21 protein-coding genes are annotated in these 22,717 nt (G+C 71.1%); 9 read left to right on the forward strand and 12 right to left on the reverse strand.

Annotated elements, in window-relative coordinates; all coding sequences use genetic code 11:
• Positions 1–72: 72 nt before the first annotated feature.
• Positions 73–714, forward strand: a complete 642-nt coding sequence (locus tag ABCR94_RS26965) for a TetR/AcrR family transcriptional regulator (RefSeq protein ID WP_347122628.1) — start codon at positions 73–75, stop codon at positions 712–714.
• Here the strand turns inward: ABCR94_RS26965 and ABCR94_RS26970 are convergent.
• A complete protein-coding gene (locus tag ABCR94_RS26970) occupies positions 702–2,189 on the reverse strand; it encodes an LVIVD repeat-containing protein (protein WP_347122629.1) in 1,488 nt (495 codons plus the stop codon). The two genes, ABCR94_RS26965 and ABCR94_RS26970, sit on opposite strands and share 13 nt — an antisense overlap.
• A 143-nt stretch (positions 2,190–2,332) precedes the next feature.
• Here ABCR94_RS26970 and ABCR94_RS26975 point away from each other — a divergent pair, with 143 nt between their 5' ends.
• Positions 2,333–3,007, forward strand: coding sequence for a DUF305 domain-containing protein (locus ABCR94_RS26975; RefSeq protein WP_347122630.1), 675 nt, complete (start codon positions 2,333–2,335; stop codon positions 3,005–3,007).
• A 190-nt stretch (positions 3,008–3,197) separates the two neighbouring features.
• The gene (locus ABCR94_RS26980; protein ID WP_347122631.1) at positions 3,198–4,544 is read left to right on the forward strand and encodes an FAD-dependent oxidoreductase; all 1,347 of its coding nucleotides are present in this window, start codon (positions 3,198–3,200) and stop codon (positions 4,542–4,544) included.
• 45 nt (positions 4,545–4,589) lie between these two features.
• Here ABCR94_RS26980 and ABCR94_RS26985 read toward each other — a convergent pair whose 3' ends face one another.
• A complete protein-coding gene (locus tag ABCR94_RS26985) occupies positions 4,590–4,964 on the reverse strand; it encodes an ArsR/SmtB family transcription factor (RefSeq protein ID WP_347122632.1) in 375 nt (124 codons plus the stop codon).
• A gap of 183 nt (positions 4,965–5,147) precedes the next feature.
• Between ABCR94_RS26985 and ABCR94_RS26990 the strand changes: the two genes are divergently transcribed.
• On the forward strand, positions 5,148–6,227 hold the full coding sequence (locus ABCR94_RS26990; protein WP_347122633.1) for an NADH:flavin oxidoreductase/NADH oxidase: 1,080 nt from the start codon (positions 5,148–5,150) through the stop codon (positions 6,225–6,227).
• A 54-nt stretch (positions 6,228–6,281) separates the two neighbouring features.
• On the opposite strand, the gene ABCR94_RS26995 is transcribed toward ABCR94_RS26990, so the two are convergent.
• The 3 genes from ABCR94_RS26995 to ABCR94_RS27005 all read right to left on the reverse strand — a co-directional run bounded on the left by ABCR94_RS26995 (position 6,282) and on the right by ABCR94_RS27005 (position 9,838).
• Complete coding sequence (locus tag ABCR94_RS26995) at positions 6,282–6,680, reverse strand: hypothetical protein (protein ID WP_347122634.1); 399 nt, start codon at positions 6,678–6,680, stop codon at positions 6,282–6,284.
• A 110-nt stretch (positions 6,681–6,790) separates the two neighbouring features.
• Positions 6,791–7,864 (reverse strand): hypothetical protein, encoded by a 1,074-nt coding sequence (locus tag ABCR94_RS27000; RefSeq protein ID WP_347122635.1) that lies wholly within the window; start codon positions 7,862–7,864, stop codon positions 6,791–6,793.
• 69 nt (positions 7,865–7,933) lie between these two features.
• Positions 7,934–9,838, reverse strand: a complete 1,905-nt coding sequence (locus ABCR94_RS27005; RefSeq protein WP_347122636.1) for a neutral/alkaline non-lysosomal ceramidase N-terminal domain-containing protein — start codon at positions 9,836–9,838, stop codon at positions 7,934–7,936.
• Between the two features lie 525 nt (positions 9,839–10,363).
• Here ABCR94_RS27005 and ABCR94_RS27010 point away from each other — a divergent pair.
• Positions 10,364–11,449, forward strand: coding sequence for a WD40/YVTN/BNR-like repeat-containing protein (locus ABCR94_RS27010; RefSeq protein WP_347122637.1), 1,086 nt, complete (start codon positions 10,364–10,366; stop codon positions 11,447–11,449).
• 88 nt (positions 11,450–11,537) lie between these two features.
• Here ABCR94_RS27010 and ABCR94_RS27015 read toward each other — a convergent pair whose 3' ends face one another.
• Positions 11,538–12,200: a uracil-DNA glycosylase gene (locus tag ABCR94_RS27015; protein ID WP_521978008.1), complete on the reverse strand. Its 663-nt coding sequence runs from the start codon at positions 12,198–12,200 to the stop codon at positions 11,538–11,540.
• A 153-nt stretch (positions 12,201–12,353) separates the two neighbouring features.
• On the opposite strand from ABCR94_RS27015, the gene ABCR94_RS27020 reads away from it, so the two are divergent.
• Positions 12,354–13,427: an N-acetylglucosamine kinase gene (locus ABCR94_RS27020; RefSeq protein WP_347122639.1), complete on the forward strand. Its 1,074-nt coding sequence runs from the start codon at positions 12,354–12,356 to the stop codon at positions 13,425–13,427.
• Between the two features lie 95 nt (positions 13,428–13,522).
• Positions 13,523–14,449, forward strand: coding sequence for a sirohydrochlorin chelatase (locus ABCR94_RS27025; protein WP_347122640.1), 927 nt, complete (start codon positions 13,523–13,525; stop codon positions 14,447–14,449).
• A 101-nt stretch (positions 14,450–14,550) separates the two neighbouring features.
• On the opposite strand, the gene ABCR94_RS27030 is transcribed toward ABCR94_RS27025, so the two are convergent.
• The 3 genes from ABCR94_RS27030 to ABCR94_RS27040 form a co-directional block, all read right to left on the reverse strand.
• A complete protein-coding gene (locus tag ABCR94_RS27030) occupies positions 14,551–15,597 on the reverse strand; it encodes a lactonase family protein (RefSeq protein ID WP_347122641.1) in 1,047 nt (348 codons plus the stop codon).
• Positions 15,598–15,662: 65 nt separating this feature from the next.
• Complete coding sequence (locus tag ABCR94_RS27035; RefSeq protein ID WP_347122642.1) at positions 15,663–16,793, reverse strand: nitric oxide synthase oxygenase; 1,131 nt, start codon at positions 16,791–16,793, stop codon at positions 15,663–15,665.
• A 304-nt stretch (positions 16,794–17,097) separates the two neighbouring features.
• Positions 17,098–18,603 carry an FUSC family protein gene (locus tag ABCR94_RS27040; protein WP_347123103.1) on the reverse strand — a complete coding sequence of 502 codons (1,506 nt, stop codon included), beginning with the start codon at positions 18,601–18,603 and terminating at the stop codon, positions 17,098–17,100.
• Positions 18,604–18,833: 230 nt separating this feature from the next.
• Between ABCR94_RS27040 and ABCR94_RS27045 the strand changes: the two genes are divergently transcribed.
• Positions 18,834–19,316 (forward strand): Lrp/AsnC family transcriptional regulator, encoded by a 483-nt coding sequence (locus ABCR94_RS27045; RefSeq protein WP_347122643.1) that lies wholly within the window; start codon positions 18,834–18,836, stop codon positions 19,314–19,316.
• Positions 19,317–19,384: 68 nt separating this feature from the next.
• Positions 19,385–20,089: an HAD family hydrolase gene (locus ABCR94_RS27050; protein ID WP_347122644.1), complete on the forward strand. Its 705-nt coding sequence runs from the start codon at positions 19,385–19,387 to the stop codon at positions 20,087–20,089.
• On the opposite strand, the gene melC2 is transcribed toward ABCR94_RS27050, so the two are convergent.
• The 3 genes from melC2 to ABCR94_RS27065 form a co-directional block, all read right to left on the reverse strand.
• A complete protein-coding gene (gene melC2, locus ABCR94_RS27055; protein ID WP_347122645.1) occupies positions 20,090–20,917 on the reverse strand; it encodes a tyrosinase MelC2 in 828 nt (275 codons plus the stop codon).
• A 99-nt stretch (positions 20,918–21,016) separates the two neighbouring features.
• The gene (melC1, locus tag ABCR94_RS27060) at positions 21,017–21,424 is read right to left on the reverse strand and encodes an apotyrosinase chaperone MelC1 (RefSeq protein WP_347122646.1); all 408 of its coding nucleotides are present in this window, start codon (positions 21,422–21,424) and stop codon (positions 21,017–21,019) included.
• A 399-nt stretch (positions 21,425–21,823) separates the two neighbouring features.
• A complete protein-coding gene (locus ABCR94_RS27065) occupies positions 21,824–22,645 on the reverse strand; it encodes an SDR family NAD(P)-dependent oxidoreductase (RefSeq protein WP_347122647.1) in 822 nt (273 codons plus the stop codon).
• Positions 22,646–22,717 lie beyond the last annotated feature (72 nt).

The following is a 22,717-nucleotide window of genomic DNA, read 5'->3' on the forward strand; positions in this document are numbered from 1 at the left end:
GGACCCCGGAAGGGGACTGTCGTGAGACAACTGAGTATATTGGCTCAGAGCCAGTCAACGCAGGAGTACAGCATGTCCCCGCGCAGCGCATCGGTCAATGAAGAGTTGCGACGACGTTCAAGGGAGCGGCTGCTGCAGGCGACCGTGGAGCTCGTAGGGGAGAACGGGTACGAGGCGACGAAGCTCGGAGACATCGCCGACCGGGCCGGCGCGGCCCGGGGTCTGGTGTCGTACTACTTCCCCGGGAAACGGCAGCTGCTGCAGTCGGCCGTCCACCGGCTGATGCACATGACGCTGCAGGCCGCGCTGGAGCGTGAGCCCCGCACCGAGGACGGCGACGAGCTGCTTGCCCGCGCCATCGACGCCATCCTGGGCCTGGCGCGCGAACGGCCCCGCCTGATGCGCACACACATGGCGGGCATTTTGCAGGCCGAGGGGTTCGTGCAATGTCCGGAGCAGCAGCGGCTCGCGCAGTTGCTCCGCGACACGGTGGTGCACTATGGCTCGCCCGATGTGGACGTCGACTATCCGCTGCTGCGCGCCCTGCTGATGGGGGCGGTGTTCGCCGTACTGCTGCCCGGCGCCCCGATGCCGCCGACCCTGCTGCGGGCCGAGCTGTTCCAGCGGTACGGGCTGGACTGGGAACGCGGCGTGCCGCCGGGCGGGGAACCGCCCGACGGCACGCGTACCTCTGTGTCCGATCAGCGGCGGTAGTCGGGCTGGGTCTGCACGTTGAGCTCGTCCAGCCTTACCCTCTTCGCGCCGTCCGTGCGCTTGTCGCTGAGCTTCAGTACGTCGAAGCCCTTCGCGATGTCGTTGGAGTAGATGTAGCCGTTGTAGTAGTACGCCGACCACGAACCGCCGGTCACCATGGTGTCCGCGCTGAGGGGACCACGCTCGAAGTAGGCGATCTCCTTGGGCTCGGAGGAGTTAGTGAAGTCCCAGACGGAGATGCCGCCCTGGTACCAGGCCTGGACCATGACGTCCTTGCCCTTGACCGGGATCAGCGAGCCGTTGTGGGCGACACAGTTCTCGGTGTCCGCCTGGTGGCGGTCGATCTTGTAGTAGCTCTTGAAGACCAGCTTGCGCTCGTCGCCCTTGCCGGTGATGTCGTAGATGCCGTCGGCACCGCGGTTCGGACCGGTGGCGACGTTGCAGGTGGCCGCGCCACCGCCGCCGAGCTCATCGGTGAAGACGACCTTGTCGGCCTTCTGGTTGAAGCTCGCCGAGTGCCAGAACGCGAAGTTGACGTTGTCCTGGACACGGTCGATGACCCTGGGCTTCTCCGGGTCCTCGATGTCGAAGATGATGCCGTCACCCATGCAGGCGCCGGCGGCCAGGTCCTTGGAGGGCAGCACGGTGATGTCGTGGCAGCCGGTCGTCTTGGAGACACCCGGGTTGGTGGGCGAGCCCGGGTTGCCGCCGTCCGGGAAGAGCACCGGGAAGTCCACGACCGCGGACTCCTGCGGGGCCTTGCGCGGCACCTTGATGATGGAGATGCCGTCGTGCGGCGGCTTGCAGTCCGGGAAGGTCTCGCTCGGGGAGTACGAGGAGACGTAGACGTAGACGTTCCGGCGCTCCGGCACGAGGGTGTGCGTGTGCGAACCGCATGCGGTCTCGACGGCGGCGACATACCTGGGGTTGCGCTTGTCGCTGATGTCGAAGATCTTCATGCCCTCCCAGGAGGACTTCTCCGTCGCGGGCTGCGTGGTGCTGGTACAGGAGTCGTCGCTGCGCGAGGAGTCGGTGGAGAGGAAGAGCAGGTCTCCGGAGACGGAAATGTCGTTCTGCGAACCGGGACACAGAACCTGCGAGACGGTCCTGGGGACCTTCGGGTTGCTGATGTCGAAGATCCGGAAGCCGTCGTAATTCCCGGAGAAGGCGTACTTGCCCTGGAAGGCCAGGTCCGAGTTGGTGCCCTTGAGCGCGTCCTTGGGGATGTTCGCGAGGTGCTCGATGTTCTCGCTGTGGACGATCTCGTCCACACCGGGTATCTCGCCGCTCTCGATGGCAGCCCTGGCTTCGGCCTGCTGCGAGGTGGTCACGCCCTTCTTCTTCGCAGGCGCGTCTCCCGGGTCGGGGGTCGCGGCTGCGGTGCCTGCCGTCAGCAGGGTGGCGAAGAGGCCGGCCGCGGCTACTGCCACGCCCAGACGTCTGCGCCGCACGCTGGTGTTGTGCAACGAGGTCACTGCGTCCTCCCTTGTGTCCGTCCATGGTTGAACGGTTCGCGGACCTCGGCAGTATCTTCCTTTGCATGCACATCTCAACAGATGGCAACGAAGACGTAATAGAAGTCGGTCACCAACTGCCCGTTGTGTCCCAAGGAGTCACCATGTCGTTCCGTCGCAGGTCCGCACGTTTTCGACCGCTCGCCCTCACGGCGACATCGGTCGCACTTCTTGCGTTCGGCCTGGGTGCGTGTGACGCGGGCGGCAAGGACGACCGGGGCGCTTCGCAGCCGAAGGCAGCCGCGGGCCCCTCGGTGGTGGCGCCGGGCAGACCTGGCGAACCCGCGAGGACCCTGTCGGCGGACGAAGCCGCGAAGGAGAGCCCCGACGACTCGCCGAACTCGGCGGACTTCAGTTACACACACATGATGATCAAGCACCACCAACAGGCGCTGGTGATGGCCGAACTCGCGCCGAAGCAGGCACATTCGACGCAGGTGAAGCGGCTGGCCGAGCGGATCGCGGGCTCCCAACGGCCGGAGATCGGCGCGATGCAGGGCTGGCTCGACAATCACGACGAGGCGAAGCGCAAGGGCGGGCACGAGCACGGAGCGATGGCAGGGATGGCCTCGGAGAAGCAGCTCGGGCAGCTGCGCGGGGCGAAGGGCGAGGCCTTCGACCGGCTCTTCCTCAAGCTGATGATCACCCACCACGAGGGCGCCGTCTCCATGGCCACCGATGTCCTCGCGCAGGGGAACAACGTTCTGATCGAGGAGATGGCGAGCGACGTGGTCGCCCAGCAGACCGTCGAGGTCGGCAGGATGCGCGACATGAAGTGAGCCATGCGCGCGGGGGCGCGGGCACACGCGGCGCGTGGGCACGGGGGCACGGGGCACGGGCCTGTGCCACTCGCTCGATGGCGATCCGCCGTTCATTCCCCGCGCCGCAAAGGCACCCCGTCGTCCCATCTCCCGCAATACGGCACTTCGGTGCGATGCTTGAGTCATCCTGCGGGAAGGAGCCCCCGCCGTGCTTCGCGTCGCAGTCATCGGTTCAGGCCCGAGCGGGGTCTATGCCGCGCAGGCCCTGGTGCAGCAGGAGACGGTGCCCGACGTGCGGGTGCACGTACTGGACCGGCTCCCCTGCCCGTACGGCCTCGTGCGGTACGGCGTCGCGCCGGACCACGAGAAGATCAAGTCGCTTCAGAACAATCTGCGGACGGTCCTCGAACACGACCGGATCACCTTCGTGGGCAACATCGAAGTGGGATCACCCGCGCTCGCGTCCGTGCGACTCCTGGAGCTGTACCACGCGGTGGTGTACTGCGTCGGGGCCGCGACGGACCGCAGACTCGGCGTCCCGGGTGAGGACCTGCCTGGCAGCTGCTCCGCGACCGACTTCGTCTCCTGGTACAGCGCGCACCCGGACACGGCCCCCAACGCCTTCGCGCTGAGTGCCCGTTCGGCCGTTGTCATCGGGGTGGGCAACGTGGCGGTGGACGTGGCCCGGATCCTCGCCCGCGACGCCCAGGAGCTGCGTCGCACCGATGTGCCGCAGCCCGCGCTCGGCGTCCTGGCGGACAGCCTGGTGCGGGACGTGCACATGGTGGGGCGACGCGGCCCCTCGCAGGCGAAGTTCACCACCAAGGAGCTGCGGGAGCTGGGCACGCTGCCCGACGCCCGGATGGTGGTCCACCCCGACGAGCTGGCCCTGGATCCCGACTACGCGCGGCCCGCGGCCCTGCCCGCCGTGAACCGGCGCAACGTCGAGGTGCTGCGGGGCTGGGCGGAGGGCGACGCCGAGGACCGGGCGCGCCGCATCCACCTGCGGTTCTTCCTGCGGCCCGTCGAGGTGCTTGAGGAAGGCGGGCGGGCCGCGGGGGTCCGGTTCGAGCGCACCGTGCCGGACGGCGCCGGCGGCGTACGCGGCACCGGAACGTACGAGGACATCGCGGCCCAGCTGGTCCTGAGGTCGGTCGGCTACCGGGGAACGCCGCTCGCCGGGCTCCCGTTCGACCCGGCGCGGGGCACGGTGCCGCACGCCGCCGGGCGCGTGCTGCGGGACGGCGTCCCGTCCCCCGGGGAGTACGTGGCGGGCTGGATCAAGCGGGGCCCGACCGGCGTGATCGGCACCAACCGGCCGTGCTCCAAGGAGACGGTGGCCTCGCTGCTCGCGGACGCACCCGCACTGGCCGGGCGCCCGCTCCCGGACGACCCCGTCGACGTACTGCGCGCATCGGGGCTCAGGCCGGTGGAGTGGCCACAGTGGCAGGCGATCGTGGCGGCGGAGGCGGCGCTGGGGGTTTCGCTGGGCCGGGGCTCGGTGAAGCTCCACGACTGGGCGGGGCTGCTGGCGGCGGCGGACGGGACGGGCTGACCCGGGCGCCCGAGCCGCCGGATCGGCACCCTCTGGCTCGGCGGATCAGCTACCGGCCTGCTCCAACCGGTCCCCGCTCCCCAACCGGTCCGCCTGCCCGTCGGCGCCCGCCAGGACGCTGCCGAGCAGCCCCGGAAAGAGTGTGTTCAGGTCGTCGCGGCGCAGGCAGTTGAGCTTGGCCGTGCCTCGGTAGACCTGCTGGATCACACCGCTCTCGCGCAGCACCCGGAAGTGGTGGGTGGTCGTGGACTTGGTGACGGGCAGGCTGAAGTACGAACAGGGCAACTCGGTGTCGACCACCGCCATCTCGCGGACGATGCGCATCCTGATGGGGTCGGAGAGCGCGTGCAGCACCCCTTCGAGGCGGATCTCGTCGCGCGCGGGGTGCGCGAGTTCACGACTGGTCGGGGCGGTGGTCACGGCGACTCCACTTTCGTCTTTCGTCCTGAACCTTCGGCTTGCGGCTCTGTCTTGCCTCTTGGTCTTCATCTTCGAGATTCCCTAGAGATTCCATTGTACGAGGCACCTCGTAGTTTGACATTCGCCGTACTATGATGTGTATCGTACGACGAATATTCGACACCGTCGTGAATGGAGTCCGCCGTGAGCAGCCTGTTCGAGCCCTACACTCTGCGATCACTGACCGTCCCGAACAGAGTCTGGATGGCACCCATGTGCCAGTACTCGGCGCAGCCGACCGGGCCGGAGGCGGGCGTCGCCCACGACTGGCACTTCGCCCATTACGCGGCCCGCGCGGCCGGCGGCACCGGCCTGATACTCGTCGAGGCTACGAGCGTGAGCCCCGAGGGCCGGATCAGCGCGTACGACCTCGGCATCTGGAACGACACTCAGGTCGAGGCCCTCGCCCGGATCACCCGCTTCCTCAAGACCCAGGGCACGGTCCCGGGCATCCAGATCGCCCACGCGGGACGCAAGGCCTCGACCGGCCGCCCCTGGGTGGACGGCGGGCCGGTCGGTGTGGACGCGGGTGGCTGGCAGCCCTCGGCGCCGAGCCCGGTCCCTTTCGCGGAGGGTGATCCCGTACCGGACGAGCTGACGACCGAGCAGATCCAGCAAATCGTAGGGCAGTTCACAGCAGCGGCCCGGCGCGCCCTGGCCGCCGGCTTCGAGGTCGTCGAACTGCACGGCGCGCACGGCTACTTGATCGGTGAGTTCCTCTCCCCGCACTCCAACCACCGCACCGATGCCTACGGTGGCTCCTTCGAGAACCGCGTCCGCTTCGCGCTCCAAGTCGTGGACGCCGTAAGGGCGGTGTGGCCCGAGGACAAGCCGCTGTTCTTCCGAATCTCCGCCACCGACTGGCTGGAGGAGAACGGCTGGGCCCCGGACGACACCGTCCGCCTCGCCACCCTCCTCAAGGAGCACGGCGTCGACCTCCTCGACGTCTCCTCCGGCGGCAACGCCTCCGGTGTGCGCATCCCGACCGGCCCCGGCTACCAGGTCCCGTTCGCCGCCCGTGTCAAGGCCGAGACCGAACTGCCGGTCGCCGCGGTAGGGATGATCACCGACGCGGCGCAGGCCGAGAAGATCATCGCCAATGGTGAGGCGGACGCCGTCCTGCTGGGCCGCGAGCTGCTCCGCAACCCGTCCTTCGCGCGGCACGCCGCCCGCGAACTCGGCGGCGACGTCCACGTCCCCGAGCAGTACCACCGGTCGGTCTGATCCTCACACCCCGGGCCCCTGCTCCCGTCCTCGGACGAGAGCAGGGGCCCGGGGTCACGCCCGCCGCCGGAGGCTGATGTCCGTGTCCGTGGCATAGCCCTGGGTCCACTGGCGGCCGGGGCCCGACGTCCAGGTGATCTGGGCGGTGTTCCCGTCGATCTTGACGCGCTCGACCGTGATCGTACGGTCGCCGCTGCGCACGTCTCCCCGGCGCAACTCCCCCGCCCTGACAGTCACGGGCTCCGTCCGCAGGGCGCTGTCCACCTCGTCGGCCGCGCGCAGGAGAGCGGCCGCCAGCTCCCGGGCCTGCTCGGGGGTGGCGATCAGACCGACGTACGCGCTGCCCCGCGCACCGATGTGGACCTGCCCGGCACCGGCCTTCCCGGCCGGCCCCGCGGCCACCTCCACCCGGCCCGCCGAATCGTCCACGGTGTGCATACGGATCTCGGGCATCGCTGTCTCCTCGTACGCCGACGAACCGACGGCTCCTCGTTCGTCGGCGAACCGACGGCTCTGTCGGGCGTGCGCGCCCACAGTGACCGTACCGTCACCGGTGCCCGACCTCACCAGTCCCCGTCGGCCACCGGTTTCCCCGGCGCGTCCTTCAGCGGCTTGACCTGCTGCGGCGACGGCTCCTGCCACGGCGTGTGGTCCTCACCCAGCCACTCCCCGGCGGGCTTGACGCCGCCCAGGGTGTCCGTGGGCGCGAGGTCCTCGCCGTCGGCGTCGTAGTAGTCGAACCAGGGCAGTCCCGCCCTGGTGTAAGCGGCCCGGTCCACCGGGGACGGCGGGGGCTCCTCGCCGGTGATCCGCCGCCACTCGGGGGGCGTCACCAGGTGGACGAAGACCCGCCCCGACGGATCCTCGGCCCAGTCGGCCGCGGGCCGGTCGTCCTGGTAGACCTCCTGGCGCATGGAGCCACCGACGCCGAGCCCCATCGCCGCCGGTGCCTGGGGCGCGCGGCCGGGTGCGGGTGCGGCCTGGGCGGCGGCCGCCATCGGTGCGCCGTACCCGCCGCCGGGCGCGGGCGGCGCCCCGAACGCGACACCGGGCGCCGACGGTGGCGGATACGCCGCCCTGCGCTCCGCCAGCAACCGCTGCTCCTCGCGCCACGCCGCCAGGGGCCCGTCCGCCAGGGCGAAGGACTGCAGCTGCACCCCGCCCCACGTCTCCTCGCCGGTGACCTGGCCCTCCACCGTCGCGCCCATGCCCAGCGGCACCGCCACGAACTGCCGCACCGTGCCCTTGCCCGAGTTGATGCCGTCGAGCCATGGCTGGCGCGGCAGCGCCAGATAGTTCTGCGGGGCGCGCGAGAGCCGGCTGCTCCACGGCTTCCCGGACACCGCGCACACCTTGCCCACGCCCACCTGGAGGGCGGCCGGCTCCACGGTCCCGGAGAAGCTCAGCCACATCGCCTCCCGCAGATACACCGGGAGCATCACCCCGCCCCGCTCCAACCACTGTGCCGGCGCCGTGTCCGGGTAGTCCTCGATCCTGCGCAGCGGAAAGGAGCCCAGGCCCGGCGGCAGCTGGTGCGTCCCCTTCTCGGGCAGCCGCAGCGTACGTACGAACCGCACGCGCACCCCGCCCGGCAGCAGCAGGCTGTCGCCGTCGATCCGTACCGACCCGATGGTCACTGGCGCACTCCCCTCAGTTCGCTTTCGCTTCCCCAGGTACAACGCCGCTTCCGCGCCTCCCGGTTCCGTCTACCGTCCCGGTACCTCGAAAGGAGCGGTCGCGCCGGTGAAGGAACCCGACGCCGTATCGCCGAAGTAACGCAGCCGGTAGCTGCCGGGCGCGGTGTCCGGCGGGACGTCCCAGGTCACCGTCACGGTGGAGGCCAAACCTCCTGCCGCGGCCCAGCGGAAGGCCGTGGACCAGTCGCCGTCGTCGGCGGTCCTGATCCAGTCGCCCTCGCCGCCGTCGTCACCGCCCGCACAGAGCCGTTCCACCGCCAGATAGGTGCCGCCCCGGCGCAGATCGTTGCCGGGGTGCGCGCCGACGAACCTGGCGGTGACCAGGCTGCCGTCGCGCCCGAAGGACAGCACGTCGCCGAAGTCCCGGCCGGGATGGGGCGTATCGCTCCCGCGCCGCCGGTGGCGCTTGCGCGGTGGCCGCAGCCGCTCCGGCGTGCCGTGCCCTGCCGGTACGCCGTCACGCATCGCTTCCGCGAGAGCGGCCGCGCTCTGGCACAGGGCGGGCAGTTCCCAGCGGCCGAAGAGGGTGCTGCCGCCCTCGTACTCCTGGGCGTCGTACTCCTCAGGTGTGGTGACGTAGTGCGCGTACGCGTTGCTGTACCCGGCGACGAGTACATGCGCCGGATCCGCACCGACGATGTCCGCGACGGTACGGCGCAACCGAAGCCCCGCCACGATGGTGACCTCGGCGGGCAGGCCGATGAGGTACAGCGGTCCGATGCCCAGGAGCTGGACCGGGATCCGCTCCTGGACCATGGGCCGCAGCCGGTTTATGGGGCCGGCGGGCAGGCACAGCCCCTTGGGTGACTGCGCGTCGCGGAGTCGGGGTGCCAGGGGGTAGATCACCTGCTGCGAAAGGGTGTCCCAGAGCAGATTGCGGCCGGGCCGGAAACCCTTGAAGCCCGGTCCGTCCGCCCAGGCACCGGCGAAGGCGGACGCGCCAGCGACCGGGCCCGAGGTGCGGTGCGTACGGCCGTCTCCGGTGAACTCGGGCCGTACGGTCACCTTGGACAGGTCGACGTGGGTGAGCCGCGAATCCAGGCGGCCGGTCAGCTCGTCGCCGTCCAGGGCGAGGGCCGCCTCGTACTGGCGGCTGCCGATGATGCGGGTGTTCTCGAACTCGTCGTCGGTGGGGCCGCTGCCCGGCCTCAGGCGGAGATTCGGGGACATGTCACCGGCGTTGGTCTGCGCGAACGCGGTCACGAGGCCCGCGCCTTCGGCGTCCTGCTCCCAACGGGAGGCGGCGTAGCCCTTGTTGTCGGCGCTGATGAGCGTGTTGGTGTTGGTCATGCTGGTGTTGTGGGTGGCGAACCAGTTGACCGCGCCGGCAAGCACTCCGTCGCGTTCAATGCGCAGCACGGTGGTCTGCGGGTCCACCGCGTGCGGGAAGTGCGCCCGGTCGGCGGCGGGGTTGCGGTCGAAGGCGCGCCGGGAACGGTTGGCGCTGGCGCCCAACAGTTCGCCGTGGGCCAGCCGCAGCGCCGACGGGGCGAGATCCGCATGGGCTGCGCGGGCTGCCTCGACGATACCGTCGACGATCGCGCCGTACGTCTGCTCGCGGAAGCCGCCGGTGTTGCTGTTGTAGAGCTCGTGGTGGAAGTAGCCGCCGGGGCCGCAGTGGGTATGGGTCGCGGTGATCATCACATTGGACTCGGTGTAGCCGTCGGGCAGCCGCCGCAGGACGTCCCTGACGACGCCCGCGGACATCAGCGGCAGCTCGCAGACGACCAGCAGGATCCGCCGCACATCAGTGGTGGGGAGAGCCGGGTGGTCGTCGGCGAACGCGAACGCCCGCGCGTGCAGCCGGGTATGGATGCCCGTCGACTGCTGCTCGGCCTTGCCGTATCCGAGCATCCCGCAGCCCGCCGCCTCCCCCGTGATGTCCGCGATGCCACGCCCGGCCAGGTAGCTCATGTGCGTACTCCTTCAGGGGAGTTGGGGCGGGCGGGATCAGTCGAAGGTGAGGTGCCCGGCGTCGCCCTCGGAGAAGCCGAACTTACCGAACAGCCCCGATCCGGCAGCGAGTTACTTCTTGCGGTAGCGCCGTTCGGCGTCGACGGAATCGAAGACCGGGGGCGTCGGGGCCGAGGCCCCCTCGGCCGAGGGGGTGCCCGCCGCGGCGTTCCTGGCGGAGCTGGAGCGGCTCGGCGCCTGCGCGGTGGCCGGGACGCCCGACCGCGGGACGTCCTGACCTCGACCGAGCGAGCGTCCTACCTACCTGGTCCTGGTCCTGGTCCTGATCCTGACCCTGACCCTGAACCTGAACCTGACCCTGATCAGGCGCCCTGGTCCCCGACCGGTCACCTCGTCGCCGACCGGTCACCCCGGACTGCGACAGACCGCCCTGACCTGGGACGACACCTGCTCCAGGGGCCACTGTCAGTGGGCGGGTGCACACTGGCCCGTATCTGAGACAACGTCGTCGTGGAGGTGTCGGCAATGACCGACGTACTGCTCACTGTAGGTACCCGCAAAGGACTCTTCATCGGCCGCAGGCGCGGCGGGAAGTGGGAGTTCGACGGGCCGCATTTCAACGCCCAGGCGGTGTACTCAACGGCCATCGACACCCGCCGGGCGGTGCCCAGGCTGCTGGTCGGCGGGGACAGTCTGCACTGGGGTCCGTCCGTCTTCCACTCCGACGACCTCGGCGCGACCTGGGTCGAGCCGAAGGAGCCGGCGGTGAAGTTCCCGCCATTCACCGGGGCTTCGCTGGAGCGGGTATGGCAGCTGCATCCGGCCGGGCCCGCGGCGCCCGATGTGGTGTACGCGGGCACGGAGCCGGCCGCGCTGTTCCGCTCCACCGACGGCGGGGAGTCCTTCGAGCTCGTACGGTCGCTGTGGGAGCACCCGACACGCTCGCAGTGGGTGCCGGGCGGTGGCGGTGAGGGGCTGCACACGATCATCACCGATCCGCGCGACGCCCAAGCAGTGACGGTCGCGGTGTCGACCGCCGGAGTGTTCCGCTCGACGGACGGCGGCGCGAGCTGGGCGCCGTCGAACAAGGGCGTCTCGGCGGTCTTCCTGCCGGACCCCGACCCGGAGTTCGGCCAGTGCGTTCACAAGATCGCGCAGGATTCGGTGGATCCGGACCGGCTGTATCTCCAGAATCACTGGGGCGTCTTCCGCAGCGACGACGCGGGGGCGCAGTGGCACGACATCGGGGTAGGGCTCCCGTCCACCTTCGGCTTCGCCGCCGCGACACACCCGCACCGCGCGGACACGGTGTACCTCTTCCCCATCACCGCCGACTCCGACCGGGTCCCCGCGGAGAACAAGTGCCGGGTCTACCGGACGAGCGACGCGGGCAAGAACTGGGAGCCCCTGTCGGCCGGGCTGCCCGCCGAAGCGCACTACGGGACGGTGCTGCGCGACGCCCTCTGTACGGACGACGCCGACCCGGCGGGCGTGTATTTCGGCAATCGCAACGGTGAGCTGTTCGCGAGCGCGGACGACGGGGACAGCTGGCAGCTCCTCGCCTCGCACCTGCCAGACGTCCTGAGCGTGCGGGCGGCGGCCATCGGCTGACCGGGACGGGGCGTGGCCGGCCTGGCGCGGGCCGGGCCGGACAGGGGCCCGGCCCAGGACCGGCGTGAGTATGAACCGTGCTGCTGCCCTACGGCAGTCGCCAGTCCACTGGCTGCGCGCCCTGGCCGACCAGCAGTTCATTGGCCCGGCTGAACGGACGTGAGCCGAAGAATCCGCGGTCCGCCGACATGGGCGAGGGGTGCGCGGACTCGATCGCCGGCAGGCCGTCGAGGAACGGCCGCAGGTTACGGGCGTCGCGTCCCCACAGCACGGACACCAGCGGCCTGCCGCGCGCGACCAGCGCCCTGATGGCCTGCTCGGTCACTTCCTCCCAGCCCTTGCCCCGATGGGCCCCCGGGTCGCGAGGGGCCGTGGTCAGCGCCCTGTTGAGCAACAGCACTCCCTGGCGCGACCACGGTGTCAGATCGCCGTTGGAAGGGCGGGGCAGCGCCAGGTCCGTGTGCAGCTCCCGGAAGATGTTCTCCAGGCTCCCCGGCAGACGACGCACGTCGGGCGCGACCGCGAAGCTGAGCCCCATGGCCATCCCCGGAGTCGGGTACGGATCCTGACCCACGATCAGGACACGCACCTCGTCGAACGGTTGCTGGAACGCGCGCAGGACATGGGCACCGGCGGGCAGGTAGGTGCGGCCTGCCGCGATCTCGGCGCGCAGGAATTCGCCCATCGCGGCGATGCGCCCGGCCACGGGACGCAGCGCGTCCGCCCAGCCGGGCTCGACAAGTTCATCCAACGAGAGTGCTGCCACGCCGCATCACTCTACCGGCGTAGCGAGCGCACCCCGAACCCGGTCGTCGCCGTGTACGGACTCGGGCATGCGGGCCTGCGGATAAGGTGCCGTCGTCACTGCTCTTCGCCCCAGGAGTCGGTCCATGAGGTCGCACCAATGAACCGTCCCCGTCCGCAGGTGCCCGCAGCCGGTGAACCGGCGACTGCCGTGGCGGCGCTCCCCGGCGGTACGGGCCCCTGGGTGCTGGGGGTGGACTCCGGCGGCTCGGGGCTGCGCGTGGCCCTCGCCGACGTCGGCAGCCGCGGGGACACCATCGGCGCCGGGCTCGCGCGGAGCGCCACGTCCCGGGTGCCCGTACGCACCGGACCCGCCGGAATCGACGCCGCGCATCTGCTGGACCAACTGCTGCCCATGGCGCGGACCCTGCTGGATCAGGCCGGGGCCGACGCCGTGTCGGCCGTCGCGATCGGCGCCGCCGGGATGGCGACGCTCGGCACCGACCTGCGCGCCGAGCTGCCCGGGGCGCTGGCGCGGTCGCTCGGTGTACGACGTCTCGCGCTGGCCGCGGACGCCGTCACGGCGTACGCCGGAGCGCTCGGCCAGCGGCCCGGAGCTGTGGTCGCCGCCGGTACCGGGATGATCGCGCTGGGTACCGATCTGACCGGCTGGCGCCGGGCGGACGGCTGGGGGCACCTGCTGGGCGACTGCGGCGGGGGTGCCTGGATCGGGCGGGCCGGGCTCGACGCGGCGATGCGCGCCCACGACGGCAGGCGCGGCGGTTCCCCGGCGCTGCTGGCCCGGGTGGAAGCGGTCTTCGGTCCCGCTCCCGAGTTGCCCGCGCTGCTCTACCCGCGCACCGACCGGCCCGCGGTGCTCGCCTCCTTCGCGCCGGAAGTGGCCCGCTGCGCCGCCGCCGAGCCGGCCGATCCGGTCGCCACCGGGATCCTGCGGGAGGCCGCCCGGCACATCGCCGACGCCGCGGTCGCCGTGTGCCCGCCGTCCGGGGGGTGCGAAGTCGGCCTTGCCGGGGGGTTGTTCAAGATGGGCGACCCTCTCCTCGTACCCCTGCGCGGCGAGCTCGGCGCGCGATTGCCGCAGGCCCGTACGGTCATCGCCGCAGGTGATCCGCTCGACGGGGCGGTGCTCATCGCGACGGCGCTGGCCACCGGGGGGCTGCGCCTGCCGCTCGACGCACGCCTGCTGCACGTACCGACAGAGCAGGGCAGTTGAACTCAAAGCGACTCACGGGATATATGGGGACAGACACCGCTTGATTGGGCCCTACCCGAACGGCCGGGTACCCAAAGCCAGTAGCATGCGGCGCCATGAGCTCCCCCACTGGGCCAGCATCCGGCCTGCCTGTACGAATGCCGCGACCCCGCCAGTCCGGACGGCACCGCCGCCCGGAACCCGCGGTGGCGCCCGAGGGCGCGCCCGCGCTTGTTCTCGCCGTCCCCGGCGCCCCGGGCAGCGCTCCGCGCAGCCTGGCGGAAGAAATCATCAGCATCGCCCGCTCCGAGCTGCCCGGCCTCGACGCCAGAATCGGCTACCTCGACGGCGACGACGCCGAATACCCCTCGCTCGGGAGCATCCTCGCGCACGCCGCCACCGAGCGAACCGCCCGCTACGAGCAGGCACTCGCCGCGGGCCGCGAAGCCACGGAGCCGCAGGGCATCGTCGCCGTCGTGGTGCCGCTGCTGGCCGGCCCGGAGAACGCCCTGATGCGCCGGATACGTCAGGCCGTCGGGGACAGCCGCGCCGCGGCCGAGCTGACCGATGTCCTCGGCCCGCACCCGCTGCTCGCCGAGGCCCTGCACGTACGCCTCTCCGAGGCCGGCCTGGCGCGCGCCGACCGCGCCAGGCTGTTCACGGTCACCACGGCGGCCGACGGCATCATCCTGGCCACAGTGGGTGGCGATGAGGCTGTGCAGGCCGCCGGCATCACGGGCATGCTGCTGGCCGCGCGGCTCGCCGTGCCGGTGCTGGCCGCCGCGCTCGACCAGGAGGGTTCGATCGCCGCCGCCGCCGAGGAGCTGCGCGGTTCGGGTTCGGCCAACCTGGCGCTCGCTCCGTACGCGATCGGTCCCGAGGTGCCGGACAGCCTGCTCGACGCCGCCGTCAAGGAGGCCGACTGCGCGACGGCCGAGCCGCTGGGCGCGTACCCCGCGATCGGCAAGCTCGTACTGTCGCACTACTCGACGGCGCTGGGCATCGCCCCCCAGCAGCAGACGCAGGGGGCGCCAGTCCGCTGAGCGCCGGGAGCCGTTGAAGGGCCCGCACCGATCACTGGAACTCAAGCGCTCGGTGCGGGCCCTTCACGTTGCCCATAGGGCTTCTGCGACTGCGCGGCGCGTCAGCCGAAGACGACGCAGGAGGCCGCGGGCGCCTCGATGGAGCCCTTGCGGTGCGGAATGCCCGTCTCCTGGTCGATGTCGAACCAGGTGACGTCTCCGGAGCGCTCGTTGGAGACGTACAGCCGGCGTCCCGTCGGGTCCAGCGTCAGGTCGCGGGGCCAGTGGCCGCCGCACGGCACCGTCGTGACCAGCTCCGCCTTGGCGCCGGTCGCGTCGAGTGCGAGGACGGCGATGCTGTCGTGACCGCGGTTGGCCGCCCACAGGTACCGCCCGTCGTGCGCGGCGACCACCTCGGAGGGGTGGACCTCGCTGTCGGTACCCGCCGCCACCACGGGGGTCTCGTCGAGGGGTACGAGAATGCCGGACTCGGCGTCCCACCGGCAGACGGTGAGGGTGGGCTGCAGCTCGTTGAGGACGTACGCGTGCGCGCCGTCCGGATGGAAAGCCATATGGCGCGGGCCGGTGCCCGGCCGCAGCGGGGTCTCAGTGTGCACGCGCAGGGTGCCCGTGGTGGCGGTGAGCTCGCCGACCCGTACGGAGTCGGTCCCGAGGTCGACGCTGAGCAGCCACCGCCCACCGGGATCGGGCAGCACCTGGTGCGCGTGCGGTCCCTCTTGGCGGTCGGCGCGTGGGCCGCTGCCTCGGTGGTGCAGGACGCAGGTGGCGGCCTCCAGTGCGCCGTCCGCGCGCACGGGGAGCACGGTGACGCTTCCCGAGCTGTAGTTCGCGGTCACCAGGTGTCCGGCGGTCAGGGCGAGGTGGGTGGGTGACGCGCCGCCCACCGGCACCGCGTCGCCGAGCGGCCGGGGCACGTCGCCGGTCACGTCGAATGCCGCTGCCGCCCCGTCCTCGGTCTCGCTGACGGCGTACAGGACCGTGGAGCCGGGCGCGATCGCCAGGAACGACGGGTCCTGGAGCGCGTCCGTCGCTCCGAGCCGGGTCAGCGCGCCCGTCTCCCCGTCCACGGCCGCGGCGATGATTCCGTGCCCCCCTGCCGAGGTGAACGACCCTATGAATGCGCGCCCGGCCGCGTTGTTGCTGCTCACCGTGGAGCCCCTTTCCGCCAGTTGATCGTGCTGCGGGGCAGACGCTAGCAGGGGCGGGGTGCGGTCTAGACCAAATGTTCTCCGCGGGTGTGCGCCAGCGCCTCCGGGTGCTGCACATAGGCGGGCCGCCGTTCGGTGGCGTCGTACGTCCGGTGGAAGACCGGTGTGGCCGAACCGGAGATGGGCGGCACGATCCACGACCAGTCCGCCCCCACTTCGCGGCCCTTCGCCTCCTCCCGGTCGACATGGGTGAGGAAGCGCGACGACTCGGTGTGGTGGTCGGACATGGTGATGCCCGCGCGATCGAACGAGTGCAGCACGGCGCGGTTGAGCTCGACGAGCGCGCGGTCCTTCCACAGCGAACGGTCGCTCGACGTGTCGAGCCCGAGCCGTTCGGCGACGCGCGGCAGCAGGTCGTAGCGGTCGGTGTCGGCCAGGTTGCGGGCGCCTATCTCGGTTCCCATGTACCAGCCGTTGAAGGGCGCCGAGGGGTAGCAGACGCCGCCGATCTCCAGGCACATGCAGGAGATGGCCGGCACCGCGTTCCAGCGCAGTCCCCACTCCGCGCCCCAGCCGCCCTCGGGGTGGCGCAGCTCGACTTCGAGCACCGCGTCGTCCGGCAGCACGAACCAGCGCAGCGTGCCGTCACCGTCCTGGACGATCAGCGGCAGTACGTCGAAGGGGGTGCCGGGGCCGCCCGGCCAGCCCAGCCGCAGCGCGAGCGCGGTGATACCGGTGTTGCGCGGGTCGCCGACGACGCGACCGCCGGCCGTGGCGTAGCCCGCGTACCGCACGAGCTGTTCGCTCCAGATGCGTGGGGCGCGGCGGTGCGGGGTATCCGGGGCGAACACGGTGATCAGCGGGCGGATCCTTCCGCCGTTGCCGGCCTCCCGCAGATGGGCCGCGGACTCCCGGGCGATGTCCTCGGCATCGCTGAGCTCCCTGCAGTCGCGGACGCGCAGGGACCGCCAGTAGAGACGGCCGATGCAGCGGTTGCTGTTGCGCCAGGCGACACGGGCCCCGAAGGCGAGTTCCGCAGCGCTGTGCCGGTAGGTGCCGGTGGCGCTGATCTCGGCCCGTATGTCGGTCAGCCGGCGCTCCGTGTAGCCCGTGTCGGCGTCGGTGTGCTCCTCGCTGTGGTGGAGCAGGATGAATTCCTCGGCCTGCCGGTTCAGCGTGTCCGGGGCGCGGGGCACGTGGTCCGGGCCCTGCGGGTGGCCTGCCGGGCACCCCGCGTGTGCAGCCGGCACCACGGCCGGCCGTTCGTGCTGCTCGGTCGGCGGGGTGGAACGGGCTAGCCACGACTTCTGGCCCACGACTCGACGGCGGTATTTCCACATGGTGCGAAACCCCCGGACCTAAGGGGATACGGACCGCTCCCGCGCGGCCCGCGCCGGTCACCCCTGTGATTCCGCCGGGTTACCCCCTGGGCGCACTGATCCACCCTGTGAGTGCCGGATACATGTGCATCATTCAATGACCCGCTGTCCAGGCCCCAGCTCAGGCGCTTACGAGCGGCCCGCGCGAGGGCGCGCGCAGGGGCGCTGCGAGCTCGCCGAGCGCCCTTTCCAGCTCGTGGAGATGGCGCAGCGCCGCCTCGGCCCCGGGGTGCTGGGCGGGCGCCTGTACGGACACGGGCCACTGCCCGGTGGGCACCGCCCCGGCCGGTGACACCAGCGCCTCCACGGCGGCCTCCACCCGCGCGCAGGCGGCGGCCAGGCGTGCGTCGTGGGAGGCGTCGGGGTGGGCGGCCACGGACGCGAGAGAGCGCACCAGGCGGGCGCAGTCGTCGAGCAGCGTGATGACCTGCCGGGCACGGGCCTTGCGGGCGCGCAGGGGGCTGAGGGGGTGCACCAGCGGGGCGAGGGTCATCCGTACCCGGGCGAGCAGCTGTTCCAGTTCGGCCGCGTGGGGGGCCGGGTCGGCGGCGTCGTCCCCGGCCAGCCGCCGCGCGGCATGGGCCGTGCAGGCGCGGACGCTGTGCAGGGCGCGCTGGATCCAGGCATCGGTGGTCGCGTGGGTGGTGACGGGCAGGACCAGGCCGACGGCGAGGGCGGCGCCGAGGGCGCCGACGGCGGTCTCCTCGAAGCGCAGCAGAAGCAGCCCGGGGTGCAGGACGCCGAGGAGCCCGTACAGGAGACCGGCCATGACCGTCACGAAGAACATCATCCAGCTGTACGACGGGGCCGCGGTGTAGAAGATCCCGAAGACGCAGACGGCGACCAGGGCGGCGGTCGGCGTGGGCGCACCGGCGAGCGGGATCGCGACGAGCAGTCCGGCGCCGACACCCACAACCGTGCCGACGACCCGGCGAAAGCCCCGCACCAGGGTCTCACCGCGCGCGGTGGTGTTGACGAAGATCCACCAGGCGGTGCCGACGGCCCAGTACCAGCGCTCGTGGGAGAGCAGCTGCCCCATCGCGAGGGCGAACGCGCAGGCGGCCGTCACCTGGAACGCCTGGCGGGTGGTGGGGCGGGTGATCCCGCGTCCGGTCAGCGGGGCGGGCACGGCGGGGGGCGGGGTGCGCCGCTCGATGGGCCACAGGCCGAAGCGCACCGTCGCACTGACCGCGACGGCCAGCGCGACCGCGGCGTACAGCTCGGGGAGCTGCCCGGGTTCGGCGTGCAGGAACTGGGTGGCGAAGAACTGCATGAACGCGAAGATGCCGAGCGCGTGCCCGCGCGGCCCCCAGCGCCTGGCGTAGGCACCGCAGAAGACCACGGCAAGGAATGCCAGGTCACGCACGTGCGGCAGGCCGTGCAGGGCCGTCGCCAGGGCCAGTACGGGAAGACCGACGGAGGGCAGCAGCACGGTGGTGACGGCCTGGCGGCGGATCGTGGGGTCCTGGACGGTGAAGAGTGCCAGGAGCGCGGCGAGGCCCGCCGTGATGGAGGCGGTCAGGGAGAGGCCGACCAGCTCGGCGGCGGCCACCGAGAGACCCACCCCGATGACAGCGCGGGTGGAGACGCGCAGTCGCAGACGCCCCGGATCCGGAGCCACGAACATCCTCTTCACGACGGTCCGCCGCCCCCCTTGTTCCCCCGGGTGTCCCCGTAGGCATGGCAAAGGCGCCGCGGATCCGGAAAGCGGCTTCGTTGCCGTCCCGGCGCTGCGCGGCGCCATCAATACCCAGAGGAAAGCATCTAAGGGGTCGATGGCTCAACTCAGCTCCCCAGCACTGGGCCATTGGTACAGTAAATGCCGCAACAGTCGAGCCACAGGGAGACCAACGGATCATGGCAGTGGACGAGCTCGACACCCGCATCCTGCGGTTGCTCATCGAGCAGCCGCGCAGCAGCGTGCGCGAATACGCCCGCGTCCTCGGCATTGCCCGCGGCACCCTCCAGGCCAGGCTGGACCGGCTGGAGCGAGACGGTGTGATCACCGGAACCGGCCCTTCCCTGTCCCCCGCCGCACTCGGCCACCCCGTGCTGGCCTTCGTCCACGTCGAGGTGACCCAGGGGCATCTGGACGAGGTGGGTGACGCCCTGGCGGCCGTTCCCGAGATCATCGAGGCGTTCTCGATCACCGGCGGAGGTGATCTGCTGACACGGGTGGCGGCGCGCGACAACGGGCACCTGGAGGACATCATCCAGCACCTGATCCAGCTCCCCGGCGTGGTGCGCACCCGCACGGAGGTGGCGCTGCGCGAGCGGGTCGCGCACCGGCTGCTTCCGCTGGTCGAGGCGGTGGGCAGGGCGGCCGGTACGTCACGTTGACGCATGGGCACACTCGACGCCGTCCGGCCGGTACGTCACGTTGATCACCGGATTGGCATGCTGGGGGTATGAGCACTCCGCGCGGCATCTCGGTCATCTTCGATCTCGACGGCACTCTCGTGGACAGCGAGCCGAACTACTACGAGGCGGGCCGGCGGCTGCTCACCCAGTACGGTGTCGCGGATTTCAGCTGGGAGGAGCATGCCCGCTTCATCGGCATCAGCACCCGCGAGACCCTGGAGGTCCTGCGTGAGCAGTACAGGATCGAGGCGCCGCTGGAGGAGATGCTGGCCCGGAAGAACGGGCTCTACCTGGAGCTGGCCCGCGCGTCGACCGAGGTCTTCCCCGAGATGCTCACGTTCGTCGAGCGGCTGCACGCCGACGGAACTCCCATGATCGTGGCGTCCGGTTCCTCCCGCGCCGCCATCGAGGCGGTGCTCGCCGGCACCGGCCTCGATGCGCTGATCACCACCGCGGTCTCCGCCGAGGAAGTCCCGTACGGCAAGCCCGCACCCGACATCTTCTTGGAGGCCGCCCGCCGGATCGACGCCGATCCGGCGGACTGTGTGGTCCTGGAGGACGCCGCGCCCGGCGCGGCGGCGGCGCGCGCGGCGGGCATGCGCTGCATCGCCGTCCCTTATGTGCGCGCCGCCGTGGGCGACCCGGCGTTCACCGCGGCCGAGCTGCTCTTCCCCGGCGGGCAGGGCGAGTTCACCGCGCAGGCGGCATACGACTGGCTCCGCCGGCCGGCGCCCGTGCCGTCGGCTTTCTAGTTACGCCGCGGTGTCGAAGGTGTAGTGCTTGGTGTGATCCAGCATGTCGGCCGGCGTCACGTCGTTCCAGGGGCGCATGACGTCATGGAGGTCCACGACGTTGGCCGTCCCCGCGGCCGGCAGGTAGGCGGAGTTGGGGTGGCGCGCCTGCCACTGCGCCCAGAGCCGGTCGATGAACGCATGGTGCATCCAGAACACCGGGTCGTTGGGCGAGACGCCGGTGGCCATCTGACCGCCCACCCAGACGTGCACCCGGTTGTGGAGGTTGACGCCGCGCCAGCCCTCCAGGTGGTTGCGGAACCCGTCCGACGAGCTGTTCCAGGGCGCGGTGTCGTACGTGGGCATGGCGAGCACGGAGTCGACCTCGACGCGTGTCGGCAGCTGCGGCACACCCGATCCGAGGGCCCTGCGCAGGAAGCCGCGCCCGTCGACCCTCACCGTGACCGGCCATCTGCCGCCCCCGAAGGCGAACGGCCCCTCGGTGACCTGCCCGTCCCTGCTGCGTCCTGTGCCCCCGAGGAAGTCGGGCGCCCACAGGGAGGCGGCGGCGGTGCGGTCAACCGTCCAGTCCCAGTAGGGCAGTGCGACGGTCGGGTCGACGGCCTGGAGCGCCTGCTCGAACTGTATGAGGAATCTGCGGTGCCAGGGCAGGAAGGACGGCGACCGGTGGCCCACCCGGTCCCCGTTGTCGGTGTCGCTCATGATGAAGGCGTTGTGGGTGGTGATGAACGTGTCGTACCGGCCGCTGCGCTTGAGTTCGAGCAGCGCGTCGACGAAGGCCCGCTTCTCGGTCGTGGTGAGGTTCGCCTGGTTCTTGCGTACGGTCATGAGAGTGCTCCCCGGTTGTGGAAACGGACGGCGGAATCGCGCGATTCGGGACGCGCCGCGTGATGCGTCGCGTGATGCGTCACTGGACGCGTTGCGGGATCAGGCCAGCGGGACGAGTTGGGCGCCCTGAAGCTCGACCACGGCGGCGCGGGTCACCGCGCGCGGGGTCGCGAACGTCTCGTAGTGGTTGACGACGCTGATCCATGTGCCGTCCGCGTTCCGCATGACGTGCAGTTCCTCGCCGTCGATCCGCACGGAGTAGCCGCCCCCGTGCCCCCCGTGATGGCCTCCGCCGTCCGACGGCGCGCCCTGTATGCGGCGCCCCTGGAAGGTCTCGCTGAACGGCTGCGGCCCATCGTGTCCGGAGTGTCCCGAGTGGTCCTCGGGGTGCTGCCCGGTGGTCCGCGGGTCGGCCGCGCCGGCCGTCCGCGCGAAGCCCGTCACAGCGAGTCCGGTCAGAGCGGTCGCTGCGGCACCCAGGGCGCGACGGCGGGTGAGTTGAGACATGGAAAAGCCCCCAGATATGACTGCGTTTCGGTGGACCCGGAGGCAAACGGCCTCGGCATCCTCGTCATTGACGGCATGTCACCGGTAGCGCCTTCGGCTTGGTCAGAGCCCGCGCAACCCGGTGAGCCGTCCTGGCATATGCCTACAGCCATACGTCCGGTAGGCAGTAGTCGCAGCGGGTCGGTTCACCGCTATACGGACAGGCCGGGACACGAAGTGCAGAATTGAACGAAGTTGATCTTTCTGTCCTGGTGGCGAAACGGCGTTCTATCAGGATTTCTTGCGGAAGATGCGACGATCTCGTGAAGAATTTCCTGCCACACCCCGACCGACGTGGCTGTGCTCACATTCCAAAGCTGTCCGGAATCCCCCGGCCGCACCTGCCACGCCTGCGGAGTTCTAACTCCCGTCCCCACCACGCGATTCGATCCGGAAGTCGAACGCGGCCGTCCCGGGATCGAGCGCCGTGACCCCACCATCGACCGTGAGCACGGCTCCGTTGACGAAGGACGCGGCGGGCGAGAGCAACCATGCGACGGCTTCCGCGACTTCACGCGGTTCACCGGGTCGCCGCGCGGGAGTCAGCCGGGTCGCTTCCTCGTACCCCGCATCCGCCCCGCCGTCCCCCAGCCCCGCCTCCTGCGCGAACCGCTCCATTCGCCGGTCGGCCATCTCGGTACGCACCCAGCTGGGGCACACGGTGTTGGCCCGCAGACCCTGGGGGCCGTAGTCGACGGCGAGCGAACGGCACAGCTGGAGCAGCGCGGCCTTGGAGGTCGCGTACGCCGCGTTGCCCACCCCGTTGCGCAGCGCGGCCACGGAGGCGACCGCGACGACCGAGCCGCGCGCCGCCAACAGGTGTGGGAGCGCGGCGCGCAGGAGCAGGAAGGGCCCGGTGAGGTTGGTACGCATGACGCTCTCCCAGTCCTCGACCGACAGGGCACCGACCGCGCCGCTGCGCCCGATCCCCGCGTTGAGCACGAGCCCGTCCAGCCGCCCGTAGGCGGACACGGCCGCATCGACGAGGTCGACGACGGCGTCGGGATCGGCGGCGTCGGAGGGGTGCGCCAGAGCGCCGGTCTCCTCGGCGAGCCGGCGCAGCGGCTCGGGCCGCCTCCCCGAGACGACCACCTGGTGTCCGGCTTCGCGGAGCAGCCGAGCGGTGGCGGCTCCGATGCCTGTGCCTCCGCCGGTCACGATGACAACTCGCTGATCAGGCATGGTCGTATGGCCTCCGAACAGGGTCACTTGCAGAGCCACCTGAGCATATCCAGTGGTTCAACTGCTCTGGCA

Origin of the sequence: Streptomyces changchenzhani, from assembly GCF_039766235.1 — a bacterium.
Classification (GTDB): domain Bacteria; phylum Actinomycetota; class Actinomycetes; order Streptomycetales; family Streptomycetaceae; genus Streptomyces.

Excerpts from the sequence above, each read along its gene's own strand:
- ABCR94_RS26965 (WP_347122628.1), top strand. The coding sequence starts at position 73 with ATGTCCCCGCGCAGCGCATCGGTCAATGAAGAGTTGCGACGACGTTCA.
- ABCR94_RS27010 (WP_347122637.1), top strand. The coding sequence starts at position 10,364 with ATGACCGACGTACTGCTCACTGTAGGTACCCGCAAAGGACTCTTCATC.
- ABCR94_RS26995 (WP_347122634.1), bottom strand. The coding sequence starts at position 6,680 with ATGCCCGAGATCCGTATGCACACCGTGGACGATTCGGCGGGCCGGGTG.
- ABCR94_RS27025 (WP_347122640.1), top strand. The coding sequence starts at position 13,523 with ATGAGCTCCCCCACTGGGCCAGCATCCGGCCTGCCTGTACGAATGCCG.
- ABCR94_RS27065 (WP_347122647.1), bottom strand. The coding sequence starts at position 22,645 with ATGCCTGATCAGCGAGTTGTCATCGTGACCGGCGGAGGCACAGGCATC.
- melC2 (WP_347122645.1), bottom strand. The coding sequence starts at position 20,917 with ATGACCGTACGCAAGAACCAGGCGAACCTCACCACGACCGAGAAGCGG.
- ABCR94_RS27050 (WP_347122644.1), top strand. The coding sequence starts at position 19,385 with ATGAGCACTCCGCGCGGCATCTCGGTCATCTTCGATCTCGACGGCACT.
- ABCR94_RS26975 (WP_347122630.1), top strand. The coding sequence starts at position 2,333 with ATGTCGTTCCGTCGCAGGTCCGCACGTTTTCGACCGCTCGCCCTCACG.
- ABCR94_RS27020 (WP_347122639.1), top strand. The coding sequence starts at position 12,354 with ATGAACCGTCCCCGTCCGCAGGTGCCCGCAGCCGGTGAACCGGCGACT.
- ABCR94_RS27040 (WP_347123103.1), bottom strand. The coding sequence starts at position 18,603 with ATGTTCGTGGCTCCGGATCCGGGGCGTCTGCGACTGCGCGTCTCCACC.
- ABCR94_RS27005 (WP_347122636.1), bottom strand. The coding sequence starts at position 9,838 with ATGAGCTACCTGGCCGGGCGTGGCATCGCGGACATCACGGGGGAGGCG.
- ABCR94_RS27045 (WP_347122643.1), top strand. The coding sequence starts at position 18,834 with ATGGCAGTGGACGAGCTCGACACCCGCATCCTGCGGTTGCTCATCGAG.
- melC1 (WP_347122646.1), bottom strand. The coding sequence starts at position 21,424 with ATGTCTCAACTCACCCGCCGTCGCGCCCTGGGTGCCGCAGCGACCGCT.